The sequence below is a fragment of the Aliikangiella maris genome, from assembly GCF_040719265.1.
Lineage (GTDB): Bacteria > Pseudomonadota > Gammaproteobacteria > Enterobacterales > Kangiellaceae > Aliikangiella > Aliikangiella maris.
The window spans coordinates 41,619-63,388 of record NZ_JBFDAH010000001.1 but is presented as its reverse complement, the minus strand read 5'-3'; the positions used below and the strand labels follow the sequence as shown (position 1 = coordinate 63,388).

18 protein-coding genes are annotated in these 21,770 nt (G+C 39.7%); 1 reads left to right on the top strand and 17 read right to left on the bottom strand.

Going from position 1 to position 21,770, the window contains the following annotated elements; all coding sequences use genetic code 11:
• Positions 1-15 precede the first annotated feature (15 nt).
• The 6 genes from ABVT42_RS00295 to queA form a co-directional block, all read right to left on the bottom strand.
• The gene (locus ABVT42_RS00295) at positions 16-1,845 is read right to left on the bottom strand and encodes a DEAD/DEAH box helicase (RefSeq protein WP_353873091.1); all 1,830 of its coding nucleotides are present in this window, start codon (positions 1,843-1,845) and stop codon (positions 16-18) included.
• A gap of 114 nt (positions 1,846-1,959) precedes the next feature.
• Positions 1,960-2,904, bottom strand: coding sequence for a protein translocase subunit SecF (gene secF, locus ABVT42_RS00290; protein ID WP_353873090.1), 945 nt, complete (start codon positions 2,902-2,904; stop codon positions 1,960-1,962).
• A gap of 17 nt (positions 2,905-2,921) precedes the next feature.
• Complete coding sequence (gene secD, locus ABVT42_RS00285) at positions 2,922-4,814, bottom strand: protein translocase subunit SecD (protein WP_353873089.1); 1,893 nt, start codon at positions 4,812-4,814, stop codon at positions 2,922-2,924.
• A gap of 63 nt (positions 4,815-4,877) precedes the next feature.
• Positions 4,878-5,204 carry a preprotein translocase subunit YajC gene (yajC, locus tag ABVT42_RS00280; protein ID WP_417281465.1) on the bottom strand — a complete coding sequence of 109 codons (327 nt, stop codon included), beginning with the start codon at positions 5,202-5,204 and terminating at the stop codon, positions 4,878-4,880.
• 94 nt (positions 5,205-5,298) lie between these two features.
• Positions 5,299-6,417: a tRNA guanosine(34) transglycosylase Tgt gene (gene tgt / locus ABVT42_RS00275; protein WP_353873088.1), complete on the bottom strand. Its 1,119-nt coding sequence runs from the start codon at positions 6,415-6,417 to the stop codon at positions 5,299-5,301.
• 110 nt (positions 6,418-6,527) lie between these two features.
• Positions 6,528-7,568, bottom strand: coding sequence for a tRNA preQ1(34) S-adenosylmethionine ribosyltransferase-isomerase QueA (gene queA / locus ABVT42_RS00270; RefSeq protein WP_353873087.1), 1,041 nt, complete (start codon positions 7,566-7,568; stop codon positions 6,528-6,530).
• A gap of 212 nt (positions 7,569-7,780) precedes the next feature.
• Here queA and ABVT42_RS00265 point away from each other — a divergent pair, with 212 nt between their 5' ends.
• Positions 7,781-8,395, top strand: a complete 615-nt coding sequence (locus ABVT42_RS00265) for a hypothetical protein (protein WP_353873086.1) — start codon at positions 7,781-7,783, stop codon at positions 8,393-8,395.
• A gap of 47 nt (positions 8,396-8,442) precedes the next feature.
• Here ABVT42_RS00265 and ABVT42_RS00260 read toward each other — a convergent pair whose 3' ends face one another.
• The 11 genes from ABVT42_RS00260 to ribF form a co-directional block, all read right to left on the bottom strand.
• Positions 8,443-8,862, bottom strand: coding sequence for a type IV pilin protein (locus tag ABVT42_RS00260; protein WP_353873085.1), 420 nt, complete (start codon positions 8,860-8,862; stop codon positions 8,443-8,445).
• 20 nt (positions 8,863-8,882) lie between these two features.
• Positions 8,883-12,947 (bottom strand): PilC/PilY family type IV pilus protein, encoded by a 4,065-nt coding sequence (locus ABVT42_RS00255; RefSeq protein WP_353873084.1) that lies wholly within the window; start codon positions 12,945-12,947, stop codon positions 8,883-8,885.
• A 120-nt stretch (positions 12,948-13,067) separates the two neighbouring features.
• Positions 13,068-13,616, bottom strand: a complete 549-nt coding sequence (locus tag ABVT42_RS00250; protein WP_353873083.1) for a pilus assembly PilX family protein — start codon at positions 13,614-13,616, stop codon at positions 13,068-13,070.
• A 27-nt stretch (positions 13,617-13,643) separates the two neighbouring features.
• Positions 13,644-14,486: a PilW family protein gene (locus ABVT42_RS00245; protein ID WP_353873082.1), complete on the bottom strand. Its 843-nt coding sequence runs from the start codon at positions 14,484-14,486 to the stop codon at positions 13,644-13,646.
• Entirely contained in the window at positions 14,483-15,112 is a 630-nt protein-coding gene (gene pilV / locus ABVT42_RS00240; RefSeq protein WP_353873081.1) for a type IV pilus modification protein PilV, read from the bottom strand. Before pilV ends, ABVT42_RS00245 begins: the two co-directional genes overlap by 4 nt.
• Complete coding sequence (locus ABVT42_RS00235; RefSeq protein WP_353873080.1) at positions 15,106-15,564, bottom strand: GspH/FimT family pseudopilin; 459 nt, start codon at positions 15,562-15,564, stop codon at positions 15,106-15,108. Before ABVT42_RS00235 ends, pilV begins: the two co-directional genes overlap by 7 nt.
• A 366-nt stretch (positions 15,565-15,930) precedes the next feature.
• Entirely contained in the window at positions 15,931-16,860 is a 930-nt protein-coding gene (gene ispH, locus ABVT42_RS00230; protein ID WP_353873079.1) for a 4-hydroxy-3-methylbut-2-enyl diphosphate reductase, read from the bottom strand.
• A gap of 24 nt (positions 16,861-16,884) precedes the next feature.
• Entirely contained in the window at positions 16,885-17,334 is a 450-nt protein-coding gene (gene fkpB / locus ABVT42_RS00225; RefSeq protein WP_353873078.1) for an FKBP-type peptidyl-prolyl cis-trans isomerase, read from the bottom strand.
• On the bottom strand, positions 17,327-17,854 hold the full coding sequence (lspA, locus tag ABVT42_RS00220; protein WP_353873077.1) for a signal peptidase II: 528 nt from the start codon (positions 17,852-17,854) through the stop codon (positions 17,327-17,329). The genes fkpB and lspA overlap by 8 nt, the downstream gene beginning before the upstream one ends.
• On the bottom strand, positions 17,847-20,699 hold the full coding sequence (gene ileS / locus ABVT42_RS00215) for an isoleucine--tRNA ligase (protein ID WP_353873076.1): 2,853 nt from the start codon (positions 20,697-20,699) through the stop codon (positions 17,847-17,849). Before ileS ends, lspA begins: the two co-directional genes overlap by 8 nt.
• A 48-nt stretch (positions 20,700-20,747) precedes the next feature.
• Complete coding sequence (gene ribF / locus ABVT42_RS00210; RefSeq protein ID WP_367023319.1) at positions 20,748-21,686, bottom strand: bifunctional riboflavin kinase/FAD synthetase; 939 nt, start codon at positions 21,684-21,686, stop codon at positions 20,748-20,750.
• Positions 21,687-21,770: the final 84 nt, after the last annotated feature.

Here is a 21,770-nt window from a genome sequence, read left to right as displayed (position 1 = left end):
GATAAAAAGGAAGCGTTAAGCTTCCTTTTTATTTTTCCGTTTTGCAGGACGTGATTTTTTTGCCGGGCGCTTTTTAAAATCACCATCAGCCTTGGGTCGCTTTTGCTGTAGTTTTTTCAAATCAAAATCTTTAGCCTTAGTTAAATTCATCGCTTTGCCACACACTCTCACTTTTTTCAAATGAGCAAAAGCAGCTCTGGGCATATCACCAGGTAAATCAACCGAAGTAAAATCATCATAAATTTGAATGTGTCCAATATAGTGACTTTCCAAGTCCACTTCGTTAGCAATTGCACCCACAACATTTGATGGCTTAACACCATCGGCATAACCCGCCATAATCACAAATCTTTCCATTGGGATATCAGGAAAGTCAGCCAGCGCTTCAGCCTTCGCTGAAAAATCATCAGGATTTCTTTCAGCTTTTTTAGATTGTCTTTTCTCGCGTCGCCCTTTTTCTTTTCGATCACCTCGCCCTTCTCGCTGTGACTCACGAATTGAAGGCATATCTTCAACCAGCAACGGTGATTTTTCGTGAGCCAAACTGGCCAAAGCAGCCGCAATTTCTAACCCAGCACGATTTGTTTCATATTGATAAGCTTCTAATATTTCTAGATAAGGCTGTAAATCCCCCGATTCTATTTTTTCTGTAATACTGTGCTTGAATTTTTCAACACGCTGATCATTAATCGTTTCAGTTGAAGGCAAACCAATTCTGTCGATTGATTTACCCGTCACTTTTTCAATTAATGCCAGCATTCTTTTTTCTCTTGGCGTAATAAATAGAATCGCACAACCTTGACGACCCGCTCGACCTGTCCGGCCAATTCGATGAACATAGGATTCAACATCTTGCGTAATATCATAGTTAATAACATGAGATATTCGACTGACATCTAAACCTCGCGCCGCCACATCGGTTGCAACTAAAATATCTAACCGATTCTGTTTAAGCTGCTCAATGGTTTGCTCTCTAGCCGACTGCTGCATATCACCATTGATCGCTGCACAAGCATAACCACGCGCAGACAATTTATCCGATAACTCCATCGTTGCCGTTTTAGTGCGCACAAAAATAATCACACCATCTATCGCTTCTACCTCTAAAACGCGTGTTAATGCATCAAGTTTATGTGGGTTTGCAACAACCAGATATTGTTGTTTAATGGTAGAGGCTGTTGTCGTTTTAGTTTTAATTTTAATTTCTTCAGGCGAATTCAAAAAGCGATTAGCTACCCGTCGAATTTCTTTCGGCATTGTCGCTGAAAACAAAGCAATTTGACGTTGCTCTGGCGTTTGCTCAAGAATCCATTCAACATCTTCAATAAATCCCATGCGCAGCATTTCATCGGCTTCATCTAATACCAGTGTATGTAACCGATCCCATTTTAGTTTACCTCTACGCATGTGATCCATCACCCGTCCAGGCGTACCAACAATAACCTGTGGACCGCGTTTAAGTTGACGCAACTGTTGTGAAACAGATTGCCCCCCATATATTGGCAATACATTAAAACCTTTTAAGTAACGCGTATAGGTCATAAATGCTTCGGCAACCTGAATCGCCAGCTCTCGTGTCGGTGCAAGTACCAGAACTTGTGGTTCATTAATATTAAGGTCAATCTTAGCAATGATTGGCAAAGCAAAAGCCGCCGTTTTACCCGTACCGGTTTGTGCTTGACCAATCAGGTCAGTACCGTTTAGCAGAACAGGAATACTCGAGGCTTGAATAGGAGAAGGCTTTTCATAACCGATTTCCTGTAAAACCCGTATTACAGGTTCGGGTAAATTAAAGTCTGCGAATGAGATGGATGTTTCAAATTGGTTTTCTGTAGAATCGGACATGAATAAGCCTGAAGTTAATGTGGTATATAATTATAGTTAAAATATGATTGTTTGCTATGAACAAAAAAAGCCCCCAAATCTCTTTGGGAGCTCTTAATATCCTATGCCAATGACTTATAGGATTGCGTCTTGGTCTGCCCCCTCTTTTTCTACTTCGGGCGGCATTAAATCTTCTTTTGTGATTCCCAACACCAGTGCTATGTTACTGGCGACATAAACCGATGAATAAGTCCCCACTAAAACCCCGGCAATCAGCGCCGTAGCAAAGCCATGAATAGTTGCACCACCAAGGAAGAACAAGGCTAACAATACCAGTAAAGTGGTAACCGAGGTCATAATTGTTCGAGATAAGGTTTGGTTCAATGAAATATTCACCACTTCTACCGAATCCTGCTTGCGTAATTTTAAAAAGTTTTCACGAATACGATCAAAGACAACAATTGTGTCGTTAAGCGAGTAACCAATGACCGCTAACACCGCGGCCAACACGGTCAAATCGAATTCCATTTGAATCATTGAGAAAAAACCAATGGTAATCATAACATCATGCGCCAAAGCAGCAACCGAGCCCAGTGCAAACTTCCATTCAAAACGTAGTGACACGTAAATCAAAATACCGATAAGTGCAACCAAAATAGCGAGACCACCTTGCTCGGTTAACTCCTCACCTACACTGGCACTAACGAAATCAATTTTACGCATTTCAACATTAGAGCCATGAGCTTGACGTAAGCTATTCACGACATCGTTCCCAACCTCAACAGCTTCCTTACCTTCAACAGGCGCCAAGCGAATCATAATATCACTGGCTGTACCAAAGTTTTGCACCACGGTTTTTTCATAACCTGACTCTTTTAAAACATTCCTAATGGCGTTTAAATCCGCATCCTCAGGATAATTCACCTGAACTAACGTACCACCAGTAAAGTCTAGGCCTAAATTAAGCCCTTTAGTCACCACAAAAAATATTGAGGCAATGATTAAAATAGCCGAAACAATAGTTGCCGGAATTTTATATTTGATAAAATCAATATTTAGATCAGATTTTAATAAATTCATACTTAAGCTCCCAAACGCTATATAGATATTTTATCTAGCGTTTTACCGCCATAAATTAAGTTAACAACCGCTCGGCTGCCGATTATGGCAGTAAACATTGAGGTTAAAATGCCAATAAATAAAGTTACCGCAAATCCGGCAACGGGACCAGTTCCAATACCAAATAAAACCAGTGCGGCAATCAAAGTTGTTACGTTAGCATCAGCTATTGTTGAAAATGCTTTATCGTAACCGTTATGGATAGCTTGAGCGGGATTAACCCCTTCTTTTAATTCTTCTCTTATCCGTTCAAATATCAGTACATTTGCATCCACCGCCATGCCAACCGTTAATACGATACCCGCGATACCCGGTAAAGTCAGTGTCGCGCCAGGAATTAAAGACATCACCGCGATAATAAACACCAGGTTTGAGATTAATGCGATATTGGCAACTAATCCAAACACTCGGTAATAAACCAACATGAAAATCAATACCGCGATAAAACCAACCGCGATTGAAGTTTTTCCAAGTTCAATATTTTGTTTTCCAAGCTGTGGACCAACTGTCCGCTCTTCGACAAAATAGACAGGCGCAATCAATGAACCAGAGCGTAATATTAATGCTAAATCATGTGCTTCGGTTGGTGTAAATTGCCCAGTAATTCTAAATTTATTGCCAAGTGCAGCGCCAATATTTGGAGCACTCACGACATTTTTTTCAACTTTTTGATCGACAACTTTGAGTTCTTCATTAACACGCTCATAGATGGCTTTGGTTTCTTTCATAATAATTGCCATCGGTTTGTTAATATTTTTTGAAGTCATCAATAACATTTTGTTGCCACCTTTGCTGTCCAATACAACATTAATTTGTGGCATATTATTTTCATCGTAACCAACGTTTGCATCAGTCAAATGAGAACCATCTATGACTGGATTTTTTCGAATAGCAAAATTAATCCCTGTTGAACTTTGCTTAATTAATTCTGAACCTGCCGGCGCTCTATCTGGATTATAACCAGCAGACTCATTAACCAGACGAAATTCAACTATGGCTGTAGTTCCCAAGATACGCTTTGCACGTTCTGAATCCTGAACACCTGGTAATTGCACTAGAATTCTTTCAGAACCCTGTTGCTGAATAAGTGGTTCAGCAACACCTAATTCATTAACACGATTTCGCAAAGTAGCGATATTTTGTTTAACTGCATAATCTTTTATTTTTTTAATTTCCAGCTCAGGAATAGTAACAACTACTTCAAAAAAGCTGTCTTGATCGCGGCTGCGTGTCGATAATTCAGAGAATCCCTGGCGAATAGCACTTTCAGCCTTATCTCGCGTTTCAGCATCTCGAAACCGAGCAACCAGGCCTAGGTTTTCAACTTTAATTACCGCAGCATAACGTAGTTGTTTTTCTTGAAATGTGCTTTTGAAGTCAGCAACATACTGCTCTTCTTTTTTTGTGATGGCCGACTCCATATCAACTTCCATCAAAAAGTGCACGCCGCCTCTTAAGTCAAGTCCCAGCTTTAATGGCTCACCGCCTATAGATTTCAACCACCCAGGCGTGACCGGAGCTAAATTAAGCGCCACGCCGTAGTCACCCGGCTTTTTACTTAAAAATGCATCAACAATATCTTTTGCTTTTAACTGTGATTCTGAATCATTAAATCGAATTAAGGTTTTGCCTTCTTCATTGCTGGCACTTTTGATAACGACATTTTTTGAATCGAGTTCTAATTTAATTTCGTTAAAAATTTCCTCAGCAACCGGAGCACCTTTTTCACCACTCACCTGAACCGCTAAATCTTCACCATAAATATTCGGTAAGGCATACAATACGGCTAACGACAACAGAATGACCAACATTGCATATATCCACCCTGCATAGGTGTTTATTGGTCTAATTTGAGATTGATTTGCAAACATAGTTAAAAGCTCTAAATTTAGTGTGATAAAAAAAGCCCAACTTAATGAGGGCTTTTTTGATAATTATTCATTGACAGCTTTAATCGTTCCTTTCGGTAACGTGGCAGAAATAGCATGCTTTTGAAATTTCATTTCAACACCTTGCGCAACATTAAGTACGACAAAGTTATCGGTAATTTTATTAATTTTGCCTAAAATGCCACCATTAGTAACGACCTCATCGCCTTTTTGTAACGATTCAAGCATATTTTTATGATCTTTGGCGCGTTTGCTTTGCGGGCGAATCAGTAAAAAATAAAAAACTACACCAAACAACAACATCATAATGATGGTGCTATAACCACTCGCTGCGCCCCCAGGAGGAGCAGCCATTGCAGTACCAATCAACATAATAATCCCCTATACTTAATCTTTATTTAATTTAAATTTGATGAATTGAATCTTTATAAACCGCTGACACCAAGGCAAACAGCCTCATCATTGGTTACTTATTGAGCGGCGGAACAACCATTCCCCGCTGAGTATAAAAATTTTCAACAAAGCCCGACAATGTACCCGTTTCTATCGCTTCACGCAAACCCTTCATCAACTGTTGGTAATAATGAAGATTGTGAATCGTTGCTAGCTCAGCGCCAAACATTTCGCCACATTTGTCTAGATGATGTAGATATGCTCGACTATAATTTTGGCAGGTATAACAATCACAATGGGTGTCAATTGGCCCAGTATCCTGTTTATTGGGACTGTTGCGTAATCTTACAACGCCTGTTGTGGTAAAAAGATGTCCATTTCTGGCATTTCGCGTTGGCATGACACAATCAAACATATCAACTCCACGCCTAACGGCTTCAACAATATCCTCAGGTTTACCAACTCCCATTAAATAACGAGGCTTATCTTGTGGCATTTCAGGTAATAGATGATCCAGTACCAAGCACATTTCCTGTTTCGATTCTCCGACAGACAACCCCCCTATCGCATATCCATCAAAGCCAATAGCAGTCAGTCCATCTAGTGAGATTTTTCTAAGTGCCGGATACATTCCGCCCTGTACAATACCAAACAATGCAGCGGGGTTATCAGCATGAGCCACTTTTGAGCGTTGTGCCCAACGCAAGCTTAACTCCATTGACTCTCTTGCTTGCTCTTGAGTTGCGGGGTATGGCGTACACTCGTCAAAAATCATGACAATATCGCTACCTAAGGCTTTTTGAACCTGCATCGATTCTTCTGGCCCCAAAAAGACTTTGTCACCATTAACTGGTGAGCGAAATGTCACGCCGTCTTCGGTAATTTTTCGTAATTCACCAAGACTAAATACCTGAAATCCCCCTGAGTCTGTCAAAATGGGGCCTTGCCATTGCATAAAGTCATGCAAATCACCATGCATTTGAATGATATCCGTACCCGGACGTAGCATTAAATGGAAAGTATTACCAAGTATGATCTCGGCCCCAGTTGCTTGAACGCGCTCAGGCGACATGCCTTTAACCGAACCATATGTCCCAACAGGCATAAAAGCTGGTGTATTAATCGTTCCTCGAGGAAATTCTAATACGCCTCTGCGAGCACTTCCGTCATTATTTTTTAAGGTAAATTTCATGATAGTTTACTTTGAATTATATAATTTGCCTGAATTAAATCTTGCCAATTTCCTAGCCGATTAAAGGTAGGTGCGAGATTTCACCAACTCCGACTTGTTCACACGCTTTCTCATTTGACACTATTTTGAATAAACATAGCGTCACCATAACTGAAAAAGCGATACTGTTGTTCAACCGCCGTTTTATATGCATCGAGCATAAAATCTTTACCCGCAAAAGCACTGACCAGCATTAACAATGTTGACTCAGATAGATGAAAATTCGTTACTAAACCGTCAACCACATTAAATTGGTAACCCGGATAAATAAAAATATCCGTTTCGCCAGTCTGAGCACTCAGTTCACCGGATCGGCTGGCCGACTCAAGACATCGAACCGAAGTGGTTCCTACAGCGATAACTCTGCCGCCCTTTGCCTTTGTTTGTTTAACCAAATCCACCACCGATTGTGGCACACTAAACCATTCAGAATGCATCTGATGTTGCTGAATATCTTCAACTCGTATCGGAGAAAAGGTGCCTGCTCCAACATGTAGCGTTACAAAATCAATAGCAATAGATTTTGCCTTAATCTTATCTAATAACGCCAAATCAAAGTGTAATCCGGCGGTTGGCGCAGCCACCGCTCCCTGTTTTTCAGCATAGACCGTTTGGTAGCGTTGTTTATCTAGCTCATTATCTGCCCGTTTGATATAAGGCGGCAGTGGCATATGTCCAAAATGCTCGATTTGCTCAAGAAGGTTATCGCAATCTATTGACTTTAAACGATAAAATCCATTTTCCCGAGCAATGACATTTAATTTTAATTGTTCTTCAATATAAATGGTTGTTCCTGGTTTAAGCGTATTGCTTGCTTTAATTTGAGCAACACACTCGTCACCAGAGTCATTAGGTATCACTCGCTCAACTAAAATTTCAATTTTTCCGCCAGAATCTCGCTTACCTAAAAGTCGCGCAGGAATCACTTTAGTATTATTAAAAATGAGACAATCTTCAGGATTAAGATAATCAACTAATTCATAAAATATTTTGTGCTCAACCGATTGTTGAATTGGATTAACCAACATAAGCCGGCTTTCAGAGCGATTATTTGTTGGTTCATTCGCAATTAACGACTCAGGAAGAAAAAATTGGAAATCTTGTTTTTGCATAAATTCAGTCAATTGCCTTATCTATCGGACAAACAGCCTCAAACAGGCGCGAATTCTACCAGAATTGCGCAATAATCGTCACGTTTAAGCCAAATTATTCACCCGCTAGCAGAATATTTACTGATACAATTGAATAAGCGATTGATAATAACACTCTGTCAAATCAAAATTTTACTTAATAAATCAACTCTTTCGTTTAAATAGGAGTCAGCATGCGCCTACATAACCAATTTATTATGAGATCATTGTTCATAAGCTCTCTTAACCTGGCAACAATTTCGTTTGTTAGCGCACAAGAAAATTCTTACTGTCAATCGAAACTATTTGAGCAGCTGCGTGTAACATCAACAGAAACAGTTAAAACTCCCCAAAGAAAACCCACAGGCATCTTGAAAGATTATGTTGATCGCTATGAATATATTTGTCCCTGGCAATTAGAAAAAGACTTTAACGGTGATGGCAAAAATGATTGGGCTGGCTTTGTATATCGCAATGATCAGTATGAACTGATTGTTTATCTTTCTAATGAATTACGGTATACGACCAAACAAATAAAAACTTATCGCGCATTTCCAAAACGCACTTTTTTACGTGTATTAGATAGCTCTCGATTAGATTCGTTAACCAATAATCAAACAATAAAATATCAGTTCGATAATGCCCTTGAAGTACATGAACTATCAGGCAAATCGAATGTTTATGCCTGGATAAATAATGACTTTAAAATTATTTATAGTTATTCGAGTGAAATTACAAATAAACTAATAGAAGAAAAACAAGAGGAATTACCTAACCCTTTACATTCACAGCCTGATCCTTATCGATAGTTGATAAGGATCGTCTGGTTAAATAATAAAGTTACTTAATTAAAATATTAACAATCATTAGTTCCCTCTGGCCAACAAGATTTAGCTCCCCAAGTTCTCGCCCCGGTATTGTTAATTGTTAGATTCCCATCACCAGCCATTGAGCCGGTTGGTGTTGCAGTAAAGGTATAAGAGTTGGCAGTGCTCACCAAAGCAATATCATAATATTTATCTTTACCAACATCGACTGGTACCCGATTAGAAAAAATCAGCGTAATATCATCACCTGCTACTTTATAAGTATAATTATTAGCACGATATTTTTCGATTGCCTGTACAGCATTTGTCAAAACACCCATTGCCTCTGTACGCTTTGAGCGCTCAACATAACGAGTGTATGAAGGGTAAGCAAACATACTAATGACGCCAATAATCGCTATTACGATCATCAACTCGACCAGCGTGAAAGCTTTCTGTTTTGCTAACATACTTTTCTATCCTTTGTCGTTTAATTATTAGTGCGCCAACGTAAACCAACTACACCTTGAGGGGGTTCAGGTGGATCTTTACACTCTAACCCTATACAAATTTTCAACTTACCATCTTTACCAATAATAGCTTGCGGCGGTGGTGCAATACCAGGAACCTTCAAAACTTGCTCTCTATCGCTTTTATCGATTTTTCCATCGTAATTAGTATCAATATAAGGGTTCCCATCACTCACATTTAGCGTATATAAACGAGAACTCCCAGAAGCTGCTTCACAAACATTTGAAGAACTTCCTGGCGGCAAATATGTTGAGAAAATCACCGTATTACTTACCGTTATCGAGCTTTGAATGACCTTTTCACCTGAGTATGAAAATCCAATATACCACCCTTTCTTATTGGTACTTTTAATTTTATCTGCTGGAATTGAATTACCCTGCGAATCAAATCCTATAATATCGGTAACATCCAGTAAATCTGACATTGCAATATCCATATCAAACTTTTTCACCAATACGCCTTTATCTTTGATCATATAAAAATGATCAGTAATATTTTCATCAAGTGGGTGTGCACGATACCCAGAACCAATCGACACACTGAGAAATGTTTCTTGTTTTAGGCGTATCAAAGCAACGTCTGGCTTGTAATAAAAACGTCGATTATTTTGAATATCGGTTGCCGTTTGTAAATGAGCTATTCGTCCACCTGAAATTGACTGACTTTTATTATCAATATCAAAACGGAAAATTTGTGCTTTCATATCTGAAGCATAAATATGATCAATCAACCCGTCATCATCAATATCAAATGCCGTTACATCAGAAGGGACCGCATCCATTGTTGAAATATCACCAGCTAAAGATCCTGACGGTTTAATAGCTTTTGAAGAATCCCAAATATATGCGCCTGTTTTAGCATTTGCAATATATACCCGATTACCCTGTGAGGATGTTGTAGTACCAGTTCCAGCAGTATCTTGAACAGTATCGTAGCCGCCACCAAAGATAATGACTGGTTGAGCATCAACACCACCAATATTCATTTTTCCAACTTCAGGTTTAGACCAAGTTTGACCAAGCTTACCAAAATTACTGGAATTAGGATCGATCTTAAATAACAGTTGAGGTTTATTAGGATTACTAATATCTAATCCATAATACGCGTTACCACCTCGGCGCATACCGATATAAAGATAGGCTTTTTCACCCGCATTTGTATCAACCACACCATTATTATTTTCATCACTCATATAAATACTAATACTACCATCGAGTCCATAAGCGTGGGCAACTGGCGCCCCTTTTTGTAAATCGGTTAATAACTTTAGTAATCGCTGGGGTATAAATGACCAGTTTTCCGTACCATCTTGTGAGTTAAATGAGTGCAAAAAACCATGATTAGTACCTACATAAACTTTGGTATCGTATGTGGGAGATGTAGAACTTCCCGTGTTGTAAACAACTAAAGTTGGTTGAGAGTGTAAGGGGTCACCAATCAAATTATGCGATTTAACGGTAGCACTATCTACATCTAACCCTTGGGCCCAATTTAAAATTGTCTTTCTGTCATCTGCATCAGTCGCCCCCAACATACCCTCAGTTACAGAACTATTGCCATCTTTAACACGGTTATCAGGAGCGGTTAGATCACTACCACTGATATTGGTAAATACATTACGCTGATATCCCAGTTTTTCTGCAACCCCTCCCTTATTAACATCAGCACCATCTTTTGATGAACTCCACCAGCTTTTAGCCGAATCTAAAAACTGTGCGTTTGTTGAGTCGACAGCAACAGTATCATTCACATCAACAATACTATTACCGACGAGTTTATAGCGCTTAATATTGCCGGGCCAGACATTACCTGAAGCCGGCGAAAACAACGAAAAATACAATTCTTCGTTATGCGTTCTACGGTTATATTGGTTAATTGATACCCCCGAGGAAACAAATGAAGTATTTACATTAACAATTGAAGCAACAATACTGGTAATGGCGTCAACCAATCCACTTTTATTATTGGCGGTATAATAACCACCGCCGCCAGCTGAAGCCATATCCTCAAGTAACTGAAAATCTATATCAAATCCAATAGTATGAGTGGTTACCGACTGCTTACCTGGAAGCAAGTTATTTTGATCATTATTATGTAAATAGCCGGCAATTTTTACTGCACAATCAGAACCAAAATTACTTGAGCTACACGTCGATTTCGACCAATCCGCATAAGCATCATTTGTTTCTTGGTGATGACTCGTTGGATAACCATCTGTCAAAAATACAATATGATTCGTTTGGCAAGACTCTTTAATCGGCGTTTTATAATTGGGATTACCTATAATTTTTTCTGGTGCACAACCTGAGGCACTATAATTATCCAAGGTACAAAGTGGCGGAGGCGGAGTAACTAAAGTCCCAGTGTTTTCCCATGAGTCAATATGACTAGTACGATTGACTCGCTGATTATCACGATCAATCCCATAAGTAACAGGACCACCACGGAAGTATAATCCAGCTTCAGCCATCACATCACTAATTGGGGTATATCCATCTGCGGGCAATTCTGAAACAACTGTTTTTAATTCTTCCCGCTTGGTAATAACGCCTGGTTGATATACCCCCTCATATCGAATATAAAGTTTCGGTGCTTTCGAAGCAGAATTTTCGTACGCTCGAGCCATATGATGTCCACTAACTCCTTCTAGAAAAAACGACATCGTGTTACCTAGTTCCCAATCTTTATTAGCAACAATACTTTGCACTATCAAAGCAATATTCGGTGTACGCTCAACCACATCAGTCACCCATACCCCAAGAGGCCAATTAACTCCCGTTGAAAAAAGATTATTATAAAGATCTTCATAAGAACGTGGATTCGGGTCACCTAAGTTAACCCCTTTAATAAAAACTGAACCACTACTTCCTTCGTCACTTAATGGAGTAAAATCTAAATAGGCTTCCTTAATAGTCGCATTTGACGGAATATTAATCCCAGTAAAACTAACACCAACCCCCACAACAGGCGTACCATTATTTCCATAGTAAAGATCTAAATCAGAGCTGTCATACCAATTATCTTTCACTCCTCCCCTTTCCCAATCATGTCTACTACTGGAGACTTGCGATGTTACCTCACCACCGATGCAACCTTTAGCACTACCTTTCAAATTATTCTCAAATTTCAAGTGAAGCTTTGGTGCAGGATAATAATTTGCATCGTTACTATCAGCAACACTCCCTTCTAAACTATAAACACTTCGAGATCCAGTTCCTTTAACTAAGAAAACTATACTATTATTCCCGCACCAATCAGACTGATCGACAACTTCCTGAACGATTGTGGTAATGTCACTGGAAGAATAAGAATCACCATTTTTCCAATCGTTGATTACTTTCCAAGTTACGGGAGTTGTTGTAGTGGCATCTCGACTAGACAAATTAAAATCAGTTGCGGTTAAAGCACTAGCATTACCGACAAGTTCCGCAGCAATAGAAAATTCGGCATTACCAGTTTGATCACCTTTAGCAGTAAAGACTAAGTTGGCTGAAGATATTGTTGCTCCTTGAGGGATCAATAACGATTCAAATCGTACAGCCACATAAGAATCAGCAGCTTCACCTAACTTTAATTCATTTCCATTTAATGTGACCGTCCCGGCACCACCAACCTGACTGGCATCGTTATTTCCATTAGAAATTATTTTTGTAACAGTGGGATCGGCGGGTTCATCAATATAAGTTGCGGGGTATAAAACCGGACCACCTTCAGCAGAATTATCACCATTAGTATCCCCCTTATTAAATCGCATTAACCCAACATTGACATTGTTAATTTCAGTAAGCACATCATTCATTACATCCTTAACAATTTGAATACGGGTTTGCGAAGAACCTTCAGGATAATTGGTCATACTGCCAGAGGTATCAATTATGAACATTACATTTGGTATTATGGTATCGGTATTGCTTTGCTTAGCAAAAAAGATTTCGGTATCGTCGCCGATTGCAGCTTGCAACATAAAAAAAGAATAAAGAAATCCACCAATACCGGCACTTTTAAAAAATTTAAAACGCTTCATATTCATTACCTCGGATCACTCCGGCAAATATAAAAATTTAACAGACCCAATCTATTTTAACACCGTTTAAAATGAAAGCTTCTTGACATCATAAGTTCGATGTTTTCGTAGTTTAATTAATTACAAACATGGCGATACTTCGTAAGCCCAAAATGAACTCTCAGAACTTTGTGTATCAGCATCACCAAAAGCCCCTCCTGTCGTTCCAGCACTATCAACACGAAACACGCGACAACCAAAATCAGCACCGAAACTGAAGCCTCCACATTGAGCAACACTACATTGTCCAACTACTCTAGCGCTATAACGCGACTCGACTCTGCCGTCTTTATCCAATTTGTTTTTACCATCACAAGCCTTTCGTAGTCCTTCTTTATCAATACAAAATGGCCCCAAGACTCCGTTAATTCTCAAGTTAAAAATCAAATGGTTAGGGTCATCGATGCTATCACCAGTGTTCGCTTCTGTTAGAAAAGACCCTATTGCACTTTCAGATGCGTTAAAGGTTAGATTTTGAACGTGCATATTAGAAGCCATTCGCTCTTGCAAATTACTGCGTTGAGTTGCAGTAAGCCCAATTATAGTTAATGCAACCAACATGATTAGCGCAACAAATAGCGCAGCACCTTGCTGATTTTTTAATTGGTTTAGAGTTTGATATTGGTTCATATAAACGTCTCTGCACACTTAAGTAAATTATGGCGTAGGTAGCTCAAACTGAATTTGGCAAGTATTTAAAGCTTCTGGGTTTGATACTGACACAAAGACAGCATTAGGCATAAAGATCGTCTGCTGAAATATACGCCTTGCCAATTTATCGTCAGTACTAACTTCTTTATCCAATACATTAAAATTAATAGATTTCACTTCGGGTAACACTTCGTTTGAACTTTCCAGTAACAACGCAATTCGTACTGATAAAATTCGTTCCTGTAAATTTTGAGCAACAACCTGTGTTGCATTTAAATAGCGGCTAATTCTACCCGAGCGACAATTTGGTAATACACCAGCGACAAACTCTTCAACACCATACATAACCTGAAAATCAGCAACACCATCAATTAACGGCTGGGCAACACTACCCACACCATTTCCCTGGCAAAGTAGCTGTTTATCATCGATATAAAATGTACTGGTTATAACTCTTCCCGCAACACCTACACCATTGCAGTCGTAAACCAGCCCGGTTACTGTATCGATATCGCCTTCATAAGAAATAGTTAGCACATCGGTAGTGTCATCACGAGAAGCAAGATTACCAAAAGTGACTGGACTGGGTATTGGATCAACATCTAGCGAGCTGATATAACCCGCCATTTGAATCTGTTGTTTCAAAAACATCAGAGCTAAACGACCATCTTCTTGAATCGTCGCCAGATCATCTTGTGTACGGTATGCCTGATTAGAACTGATAAATAATTGAATTACGCCACCAATCAGTACTAAGCCTAAAAAGCCGGCCACCATTAATTCAACAACGCTAAATCCGGATTGTCGCTTCATTTTTTCCAACGATGAATAAAACGAATAATTTCTCATGGTACAAGCTCCATAATAATACAATTGCGAGTTGCATCATTGGTATATTGCTTACACTCGGCTCTCACGCTCTCCTTTTGCCCTAGGTCAGTTCTAGCTGATGCCGAAGCCCAATCGATAATAATGGTTATTTTACCAGTTAGTTGAACCACTCTTAGTTTTGGTTCGGGCAAAGTCTCCCCAGCTTGCCAACAGACATCTTGTAAATCGAACTGCGCTAGTTCCTCTAGCGTACATGCAGCTGGCGCACCGCTACTATTTGTACGGCATTTAACAGGCATTGCATTACAGCTAACCGGATTTGCGTCCTTCACATAAAAACCAAGTAAAGTTTGATATGGTACCGGTGCCTCACTTGGTGAACCCGGTGGTGTAGGCGGCGGAATAATTGACTGCATTTTAGCGGTACGTACCCGAGAAGCTAAATCCTCAGCTAACGCATTTGCCTGCGTCGTATAAAAACCTTCCTGACTACTACTAATACTGGAAACCTGCAATGCTGCGACACCAAGTAAACCAATACCAAGCACTAACGTTGTGACTAAAACTTCAATGAGCGAAACACCAGTTTGGCGCCAGGCATTATTACGCGCCATATTATGAGAAAGCTGACGGGATGTTAACATTGAATATTCTCCGTCTTAAGACTCCCACCCGTTGAAACAGTAACTCGCTTTCCAGACTCTTTTCCATTCCCTTTATCATTACAAATGTTAAAAACAACAGCCGCACCACCAAACTGACGATATCCTGAAGGTTCATAAATAATTGGATTTTTCACCGTAACAATACTCGAATTGACTCCAGAAATATTAAACGTTCTTAACACCTCATCAGTGGCAACATTACGAACTTGCCAACCACCACTGCCATTGGATTCAAATGCCGTTTGAATGCGCTTGTCGATGGCTTCCATACGCGCAAAATTGAGTGCTCCTTTCAGTGCATCTTTGTCAGTATTCACTTGGGTACGAGCAATTGTGCTTCTAAATGATGGCAATGCAAATGAAGTTAAAACGCCAATTACAAGTAGCGCCATCAATAGTTCAAATAATGTAAAACCGCGAATTTTGTTCATAGATAATTTAGGCTCGGGAATTAATTAATAATCCTTCGAATGCTTCGTTAGAATAAACTATTATATGTTTCAGGCAATATATCAACCTAAGGCCGATAGCTGTATGGCTTTAAAGGATAAATGGAAATAAATCCCGTGAGTTGTGAAGATTATCACACTTTAAAATTTATATTGGTCCGATATTCCTTAACTGGTCATGCCAATATTTATTTATCTTTGAATGGCTATTCTGTAATGTTTATCAACTAAATAATAGGAAAATACCTTGCACTGTAAGCAACCTTTTTATTAATAATGGTTATCAACAATGCAAGCATTAATCTAGAGCGAGTTTTAAAAAGTACAATATTAATTCGGACAATATAATTATCGAAGCTCAATAGGTACAGGAAAATACATGTTCTCTGTATTTTCACCAGGGAAATCCTGCATTTCGCCCCCCATAGATTTCAGTTTTTCCAGCACTTCTTCAACCAATATTTCCGGTGCTGATGCACCTGCAGTCACACCAACACTTTCAATACCCTCTAACCATTCATTTTGAATTTCTGTGGCATTATCAATTAAGTAGGCTTTACTACCCTCTTTTTCAGCCAGCTCTTTCAGACGATTAGAATTTGAACTGTTACGGCTACCAACAACCAGAATTAATGATGAATCTTCAGCCAAAGTTTTAACTGCATCTTGACGATTTTGAGTGGCGTAGCAAATATCATCTTTTTTCGGTCCTTGAATTTTAGGAAACCGCTCTTTTAGCAGTTCGATCAAGTCTTTCGTTTCATCAACCGACAATGTGGTTTGTGAAACATAAAACAGTTTGTCAGGATTTTTAACTTCTAGTGCTTCAATATCTTTGGCATCTTCAACTAGATACATCCCACCATTTTCGTTGGCGTACTGCCCCATAGTACCTTCAACTTCAGGATGACCTTTATGTCCAATTAAGATTCCTTCTTCACCGTTTTTACTTTTACGAACAACTTCCATATGGACTTTAGTTACCAACGGACACGTTGCATCAAATACTCTAAAACCTCGAGACTTTGCCTCATTTTTTACTGCTTGTGATACGCCATGTGCACTATAAATCAAAGTACTACCTTCTGGCACATCAGATAAATCTTCTATAAAAATGGCGCCTTTTTTCTTCAGGCCATCAACTACAAATCGGTTATGTACCACTTCGTGTTTAACGTAAATGGGGGCACCAAATAAGTCAATTGCGCGATTAACAATTTCAATCGCACGGTCAACACCCGCACAAAAACCTCGAGGATTTGCCAAAACAATTTTCATTTTAAAGGCCTATTTTTTTAAGATTTAAGCAGCAATACGTTTAATTTCAATTTCAAAAACAACATCTTCACCAGCTAATGGATGATTAAAATCAACTTTAACTGAGTTAGCTTCTATTTCACGAATAATACCCGGCAACTCCATACCATTTGCCTGAGTAAAAGAGAGAATTGTACCTTTTTCAATACTGATATCTTGCGGAAACATGCTGATGTCCATAAAGTGAATATTATCTGGCTCAAGTTCACCAAATGCATCTTTTGCAGGAAGTTCAAAGGTCAAAACATCATTTACCTGAGCGCCAATTAAGTAAGCTTCAAATGCTTCACTAAAGCTGCCATCGCCCATAATCATCCAACTCGGTTTGCCACTAACTTTGGTACTGTCGGCAATACTACCATCCATTAATTTAACTGTAATATCGGCTAGAACCCGGCTATTACTTCCAACTACTTCATTTGTTTCATCAGTCATTTGATTTACTCTCTTTAGAGTGAAAATATCCGTCAAGCAGCATTAATATTGCGCCAAGCAAAATTACACTGTCAGCAATATTAAATGCAGGCCAATGATAATCAGCATAATACCAGTCGATAAAATCGACGACTTTACCTAAAGTCAGTCGATCATATAAATTTCCAATTGCACCCGCCAAAATCAGCGCAAGTCCAGGCCCCAAAATTTTATTTTTGGCGGGTGTTGTCCACATCCAAAATATAATGCCCAGACTAATGACTGTCGCAACAATGCTAAAAAACGCCACCTGCCATCCACCTTGGTCGGCAAACAATGAAAATGCAGCGCCTGTATTATAGCGAAGTACTAAGTTGAAATACGGCATCACTTCAATGGTTTCAAACTCACCAATATAGGTCTGAGCTAAATACTTAGTCCACTGATCAAGCGCGATAAAAATTGCGGTTAGCCAAATCCAACGCAAGCCCGATAAGTGCAATGGTAGCAATTTAATAGATTGCGAGGCGTTATCAGGCATAATGTCTCACTTCACCATCACCATCAACATTGGTCACGCACCGACTGCACAGTAATGGATGTGCCTGATCACTGCCGACATCTTCTCGGCGATGCCAACAACGCTCACACTTTTGGTGCGCAGAAGCAATAATCGATAAGCTTAAACCATCAATATCAGTCGCTTGACCGCCTTCACCTCTGACTACTTTGGCATACGAAGTGATTAATACAAAGCGTAATTCATCTTCAAGTTTTTCCAGAATATTGGCTAATTCATCAGAGACATAAAGTGTAACTTCTGCCTCTAACGACGAACCAATTTGATTATCTTTACGCATTATTTCAAGTAGTTTATTACATTCTGTTTTTACCGCATCAATCGTTTGCCAGTCCTGCTCGCTAATACCAACGGACTCTTCAGCGGCAAATAATCCGGTATACCAGGTTTCCCAAAAAATTGAGTCATCCTTGATACCTGGTATTTGTTGCCAAATTTCATGAGCCGTAAAAGAGAGCACTGGCATAAACCAGCGACAAACCGCATGAACGATATGATATAACGCTGTTTGACAAGACTTATGTGCGATTGAGCCTGCTTTAGCGGTGTATTGTCTATCTTTAATGATATCCAGATAGAAACTGCCCATATCGAAAGAACAGAAGTTGTGCATCGCTTGAATTGCCACTAAAAAGTTGTATTCATTAAAGGCTTTTACAATTTCATTTTGAGTTTGTAAGGCTTTATCAACAGCCCACCGATCCAGCGGTAGCATATCTTTTGGTTCAACAATATCGGTTGCCGGATTAAAACCTTTTAAGTTAGCCAAGAAAAAACGGGCGGTATTACGCATTCGCCGATATTTATCTGCGGTACGCTTGAGAATTTCATCCGATACCGTAATTTCTGTTCGATAGTCTGTTGAGGCAACCCATAAACGCAGAATATCAGCGCCAAGCTTATTAATTACATCTAACGGTGCAACCACATTACCAATCGACTTAGACATTTTGACGCCATTTGCATCAACCGTAAATCCATGAGTTAAAACAGTTTTATAGGGGGCATGTCCATTAATAGCCAATCCTGTTAACAAGGATGACTGAAACCAGCCTCGATGTTGATCAGAGCCTTCCAGATAAAGATCCGCCGGTTCTTCCAATTCATCACTTCTGCTTAATACGCATTTGTGGGTAACCCCCGAATCAAACCAAACATCTAAAGTGTCATCAATTTTTTGATAATGCTCTGCATCGTCGCCAATTAAAGATTCCAGAGGCACATCAAACCAAGCTTGAATTCCCTCTTTTTCGACTAATTGGGCGACTTTACGCATAATTTCAGTAGTATTTGGGTGCAACTCTTCGGTATCTTTATGAACAACCAGGCTTAACGGGACACCCCAAGTTCGCTGACGAGAGATACACCAGTCAGGCCGGCCCTCAATCATGCCTTCTATTCTTGCCTGCCCCCAGCTGGGAACCCAGTTAACCTCTTTAATTGCTTGCATCGCTTTATCGCGTAGTCCGTTTTTCTCCATTGAAATAAACCACTGTGGTGTGGCTCGAAAAATCAGCGGAGTTTTAGTACGCCAGCAATGAGGATAACTGTGCTTTAATTTGCTTTTCCGAATAAGTTGCTTGTTTTCCAACAATAAATCACAAACGGCATCATCCACTTTATAAACATGCTGGCCGGCTAAAAATTCTGTTTCATCAGAATAAACACCATTTGCATTCACCAGATTAAGCGTGCCAATACCGTATTTTTTACCAACGACAAAGTCATCCGCCCCGTGATCGGGCGCGGTATGAACTAATCCAGTCCCAGCTTCTGTGGTTACATGATCACCCAAAATTAACGGGACATCACGATCCAAATAAGGGTGTTTTAATATTATATTTTCCAGTGCCGAACCATTTGCACTTGCCAATACCTGATAATCAGTTACTCCCCAGCGATTCATCACTGCTTCCACCATTTGTTCGGCTAAAACAATTCTTTCTGAACCAATTCCTAACTCTGGGTACGCTTCTGTAGCTGCATCAAATTGCACTAACGCATAGGTCAGATCAGGGTGAATAGACACCGCCTGACTAGATGGAATGGTCCAGGGCGTTGTCGTCCAAATAATTACCGAAACAGGACCAGTCCCCATAGATTCATCGGTGATACCATCTAAAGGAGAAAAAGCGTTTAATAATTCTTGCTCATTTCGAGGCTGATAACGCACATCAATTGAAGCAGAAACTTTTTCCTGATATTCAATTTCGGCTTCCGCTAAAGCCGATCCACCAACAACACTCCAGTAAACCGGTTTAAAACCTCGGTGTAAATGACCATTATCGATAACATCAGCCAACGAACGAATAATATCCGCTTCAAATTCAAAGTTCATAGTAAGATAAGGTTTATCCCAATCTCCCAACACACCTAAGCGAATAAAGTCTTTCTTTTGACCTTCTACTTGCTCACTGGCATATTGACGACACTTTTCTCTAAACTCACCAAAAGGCACTTTCGCACCGGCTTTACCAATTTTTTTCTCTACTCGATGTTCTATTGGTAAGCCATGACAATCCCAACCAGGTACATAGGGTGCATCAAAACCACTGAGCGTTTTACTTTTAATAATAAAGTCTTTTAAAACTTTATTAACCGCATGGCCAATGTGTATTTCGCCATTCGCGTAAGGGGGACCATCGTGCAGCGTGAACTTTGGGCGGCCTTCACAGGCCTTTCTAATCTTGGAATACAAACCCTCTTTAATCCACTTAGCCAGTAACTTGGGTTCATTTTGTGCCAAATTACCACGCATCGGAAATTCAGTATCCGGTAAGTTAAGGGTAGGTTTGTAATCTGTCATTGTTATGTTTCCAACTATAGTTTTAGGTTTGTTCAAATTTTAATTTATTTATTTAAACTGATTTATTAATTGATTTGCCTGATTAATATCTTGCTTAATCTGTGCTTGAAGTTCAGTCAAGCTGTTAAATTTAATTTCCTGACGAATTTGTGCTTTAAACTCGACAGCTAATTCTATCCCATATAATTCTTGGCTGACACCAAAAAGATGTACCTCAAGACGCTCAGTACAGCCATTGACGGTTGGTCGCTTGCCACAGTTGGCGGCACCCCAGGCTACCTTGTCCTTCCCATCTTGTTGCCAGATGCACTTCACCAAAAAAACGCCTGTAAGTGCAATTTTTTTTCTCTTTACCGCAACATTAGCCGTAGGGAATCCTATAGTTCTTCCTATTTGCTGACCATAACCAACCCGACCCGAAATTGTATATTCCCGTCCTAACAAGCGACTTACTTTTGCAAATTCATTATTGGCCAGAGCCTGACGAATTAGCGTACTACTGACTCTTTCGTGGTCAATAACAATTGAAGGTGTTGGTTCAAGTGTGTAATGCGGCTGTGCCATTTCACATAAAAGCTGGTAATTACCTTGCCTTTGATGCCCAAACTGAAAGTCATCACCAATGACTAGATGCTTTACCTGAAGCCTATCGAGCAAGATATGTAACACAAAATCTCTGGCTTTCATTTGCCGTATGGTCTGATTAAATTGCAGTACAACTAGTTTATCAACACCTAGTAAATTTAACCGATGGTATTTTTCTCGAAAACAGGTAAGCCTGGGTGGACAATTTTCCCCCATAAAAAATTCTTTCGGGTGTGGTTCAAACACTAACACACAAGCAGGAAGCCCAAGACTCTTTGCTTTGACTATGACCCGTTCGATAATTGCCTGATGTCCCAGGTGAATACCATCGAAGTTACCGATGGTTGCAACACAGCCGGTAGATTGTTTTTGCAGATTGATTAATCCGCGAACTAATTCCATAAGACCAATTAAATTCAGCAAGGTTTACGCAATAAAGCGCTGAATTATATACTACTCAACGCCAGTCTGATAGAGCAAAGGCAG

What these genes read in the sequence shown, in the direction of transcription:
- ABVT42_RS00265 (WP_353873086.1), top strand. Translation starts at nt 7,781, where the DNA reads ATGCGCCTACATAACCAATTTATTATGAGATCATTGTTCATAAGCTCT.
- ABVT42_RS00250 (WP_353873083.1), bottom strand. Translation starts at nt 13,616, where the DNA reads ATGAACCAATATCAAACTCTAAACCAATTAAAAAATCAGCAAGGTGCT.
- queA (WP_353873087.1), bottom strand. Translation starts at nt 7,568, where the DNA reads ATGCAAAAACAAGATTTCCAATTTTTTCTTCCTGAGTCGTTAATTGCG.
- ABVT42_RS00235 (WP_353873080.1), bottom strand. Translation starts at nt 15,564, where the DNA reads ATGAACAAAATTCGCGGTTTTACATTATTTGAACTATTGATGGCGCTA.
- ispH (WP_353873079.1), bottom strand. Translation starts at nt 16,860, where the DNA reads ATGAAAATTGTTTTGGCAAATCCTCGAGGTTTTTGTGCGGGTGTTGAC.
- ABVT42_RS00245 (WP_353873082.1), bottom strand. Translation starts at nt 14,486, where the DNA reads ATGAGAAATTATTCGTTTTATTCATCGTTGGAAAAAATGAAGCGACAA.
- fkpB (WP_353873078.1), bottom strand. Translation starts at nt 17,334, where the DNA reads ATGACTGATGAAACAAATGAAGTAGTTGGAAGTAATAGCCGGGTTCTA.
- ABVT42_RS00260 (WP_353873085.1), bottom strand. Translation starts at nt 8,862, where the DNA reads ATGTTAGCAAAACAGAAAGCTTTCACGCTGGTCGAGTTGATGATCGTA.
- secD (WP_353873089.1), bottom strand. Translation starts at nt 4,814, where the DNA reads ATGTTTGCAAATCAATCTCAAATTAGACCAATAAACACCTATGCAGGG.
- ABVT42_RS00255 (WP_353873084.1), bottom strand. Translation starts at nt 12,947, where the DNA reads ATGAAGCGTTTTAAATTTTTTAAAAGTGCCGGTATTGGTGGATTTCTT.
- lspA (WP_353873077.1), bottom strand. Translation starts at nt 17,854, where the DNA reads ATGCCTGATAACGCCTCGCAATCTATTAAATTGCTACCATTGCACTTA.
- ABVT42_RS00295 (WP_353873091.1), bottom strand. Translation starts at nt 1,845, where the DNA reads ATGTCCGATTCTACAGAAAACCAATTTGAAACATCCATCTCATTCGCA.
- pilV (WP_353873081.1), bottom strand. Translation starts at nt 15,112, where the DNA reads ATGTTAACATCCCGTCAGCTTTCTCATAATATGGCGCGTAATAATGCC.
- tgt (WP_353873088.1), bottom strand. Translation starts at nt 6,417, where the DNA reads ATGAAATTTACCTTAAAAAATAATGACGGAAGTGCTCGCAGAGGCGTA.
- secF (WP_353873090.1), bottom strand. Translation starts at nt 2,904, where the DNA reads ATGAATTTATTAAAATCTGATCTAAATATTGATTTTATCAAATATAAA.
- ileS (WP_353873076.1), bottom strand. Translation starts at nt 20,699, where the DNA reads ATGACAGATTACAAACCTACCCTTAACTTACCGGATACTGAATTTCCG.
- yajC (WP_417281465.1), bottom strand. Translation starts at nt 5,204, where the DNA reads ATGTTGATTGGTACTGCAATGGCTGCTCCTCCTGGGGGCGCAGCGAGT.
- ribF (WP_367023319.1), bottom strand. Translation starts at nt 21,686, where the DNA reads ATGGAATTAGTTCGCGGATTAATCAATCTGCAAAAACAATCTACCGGC.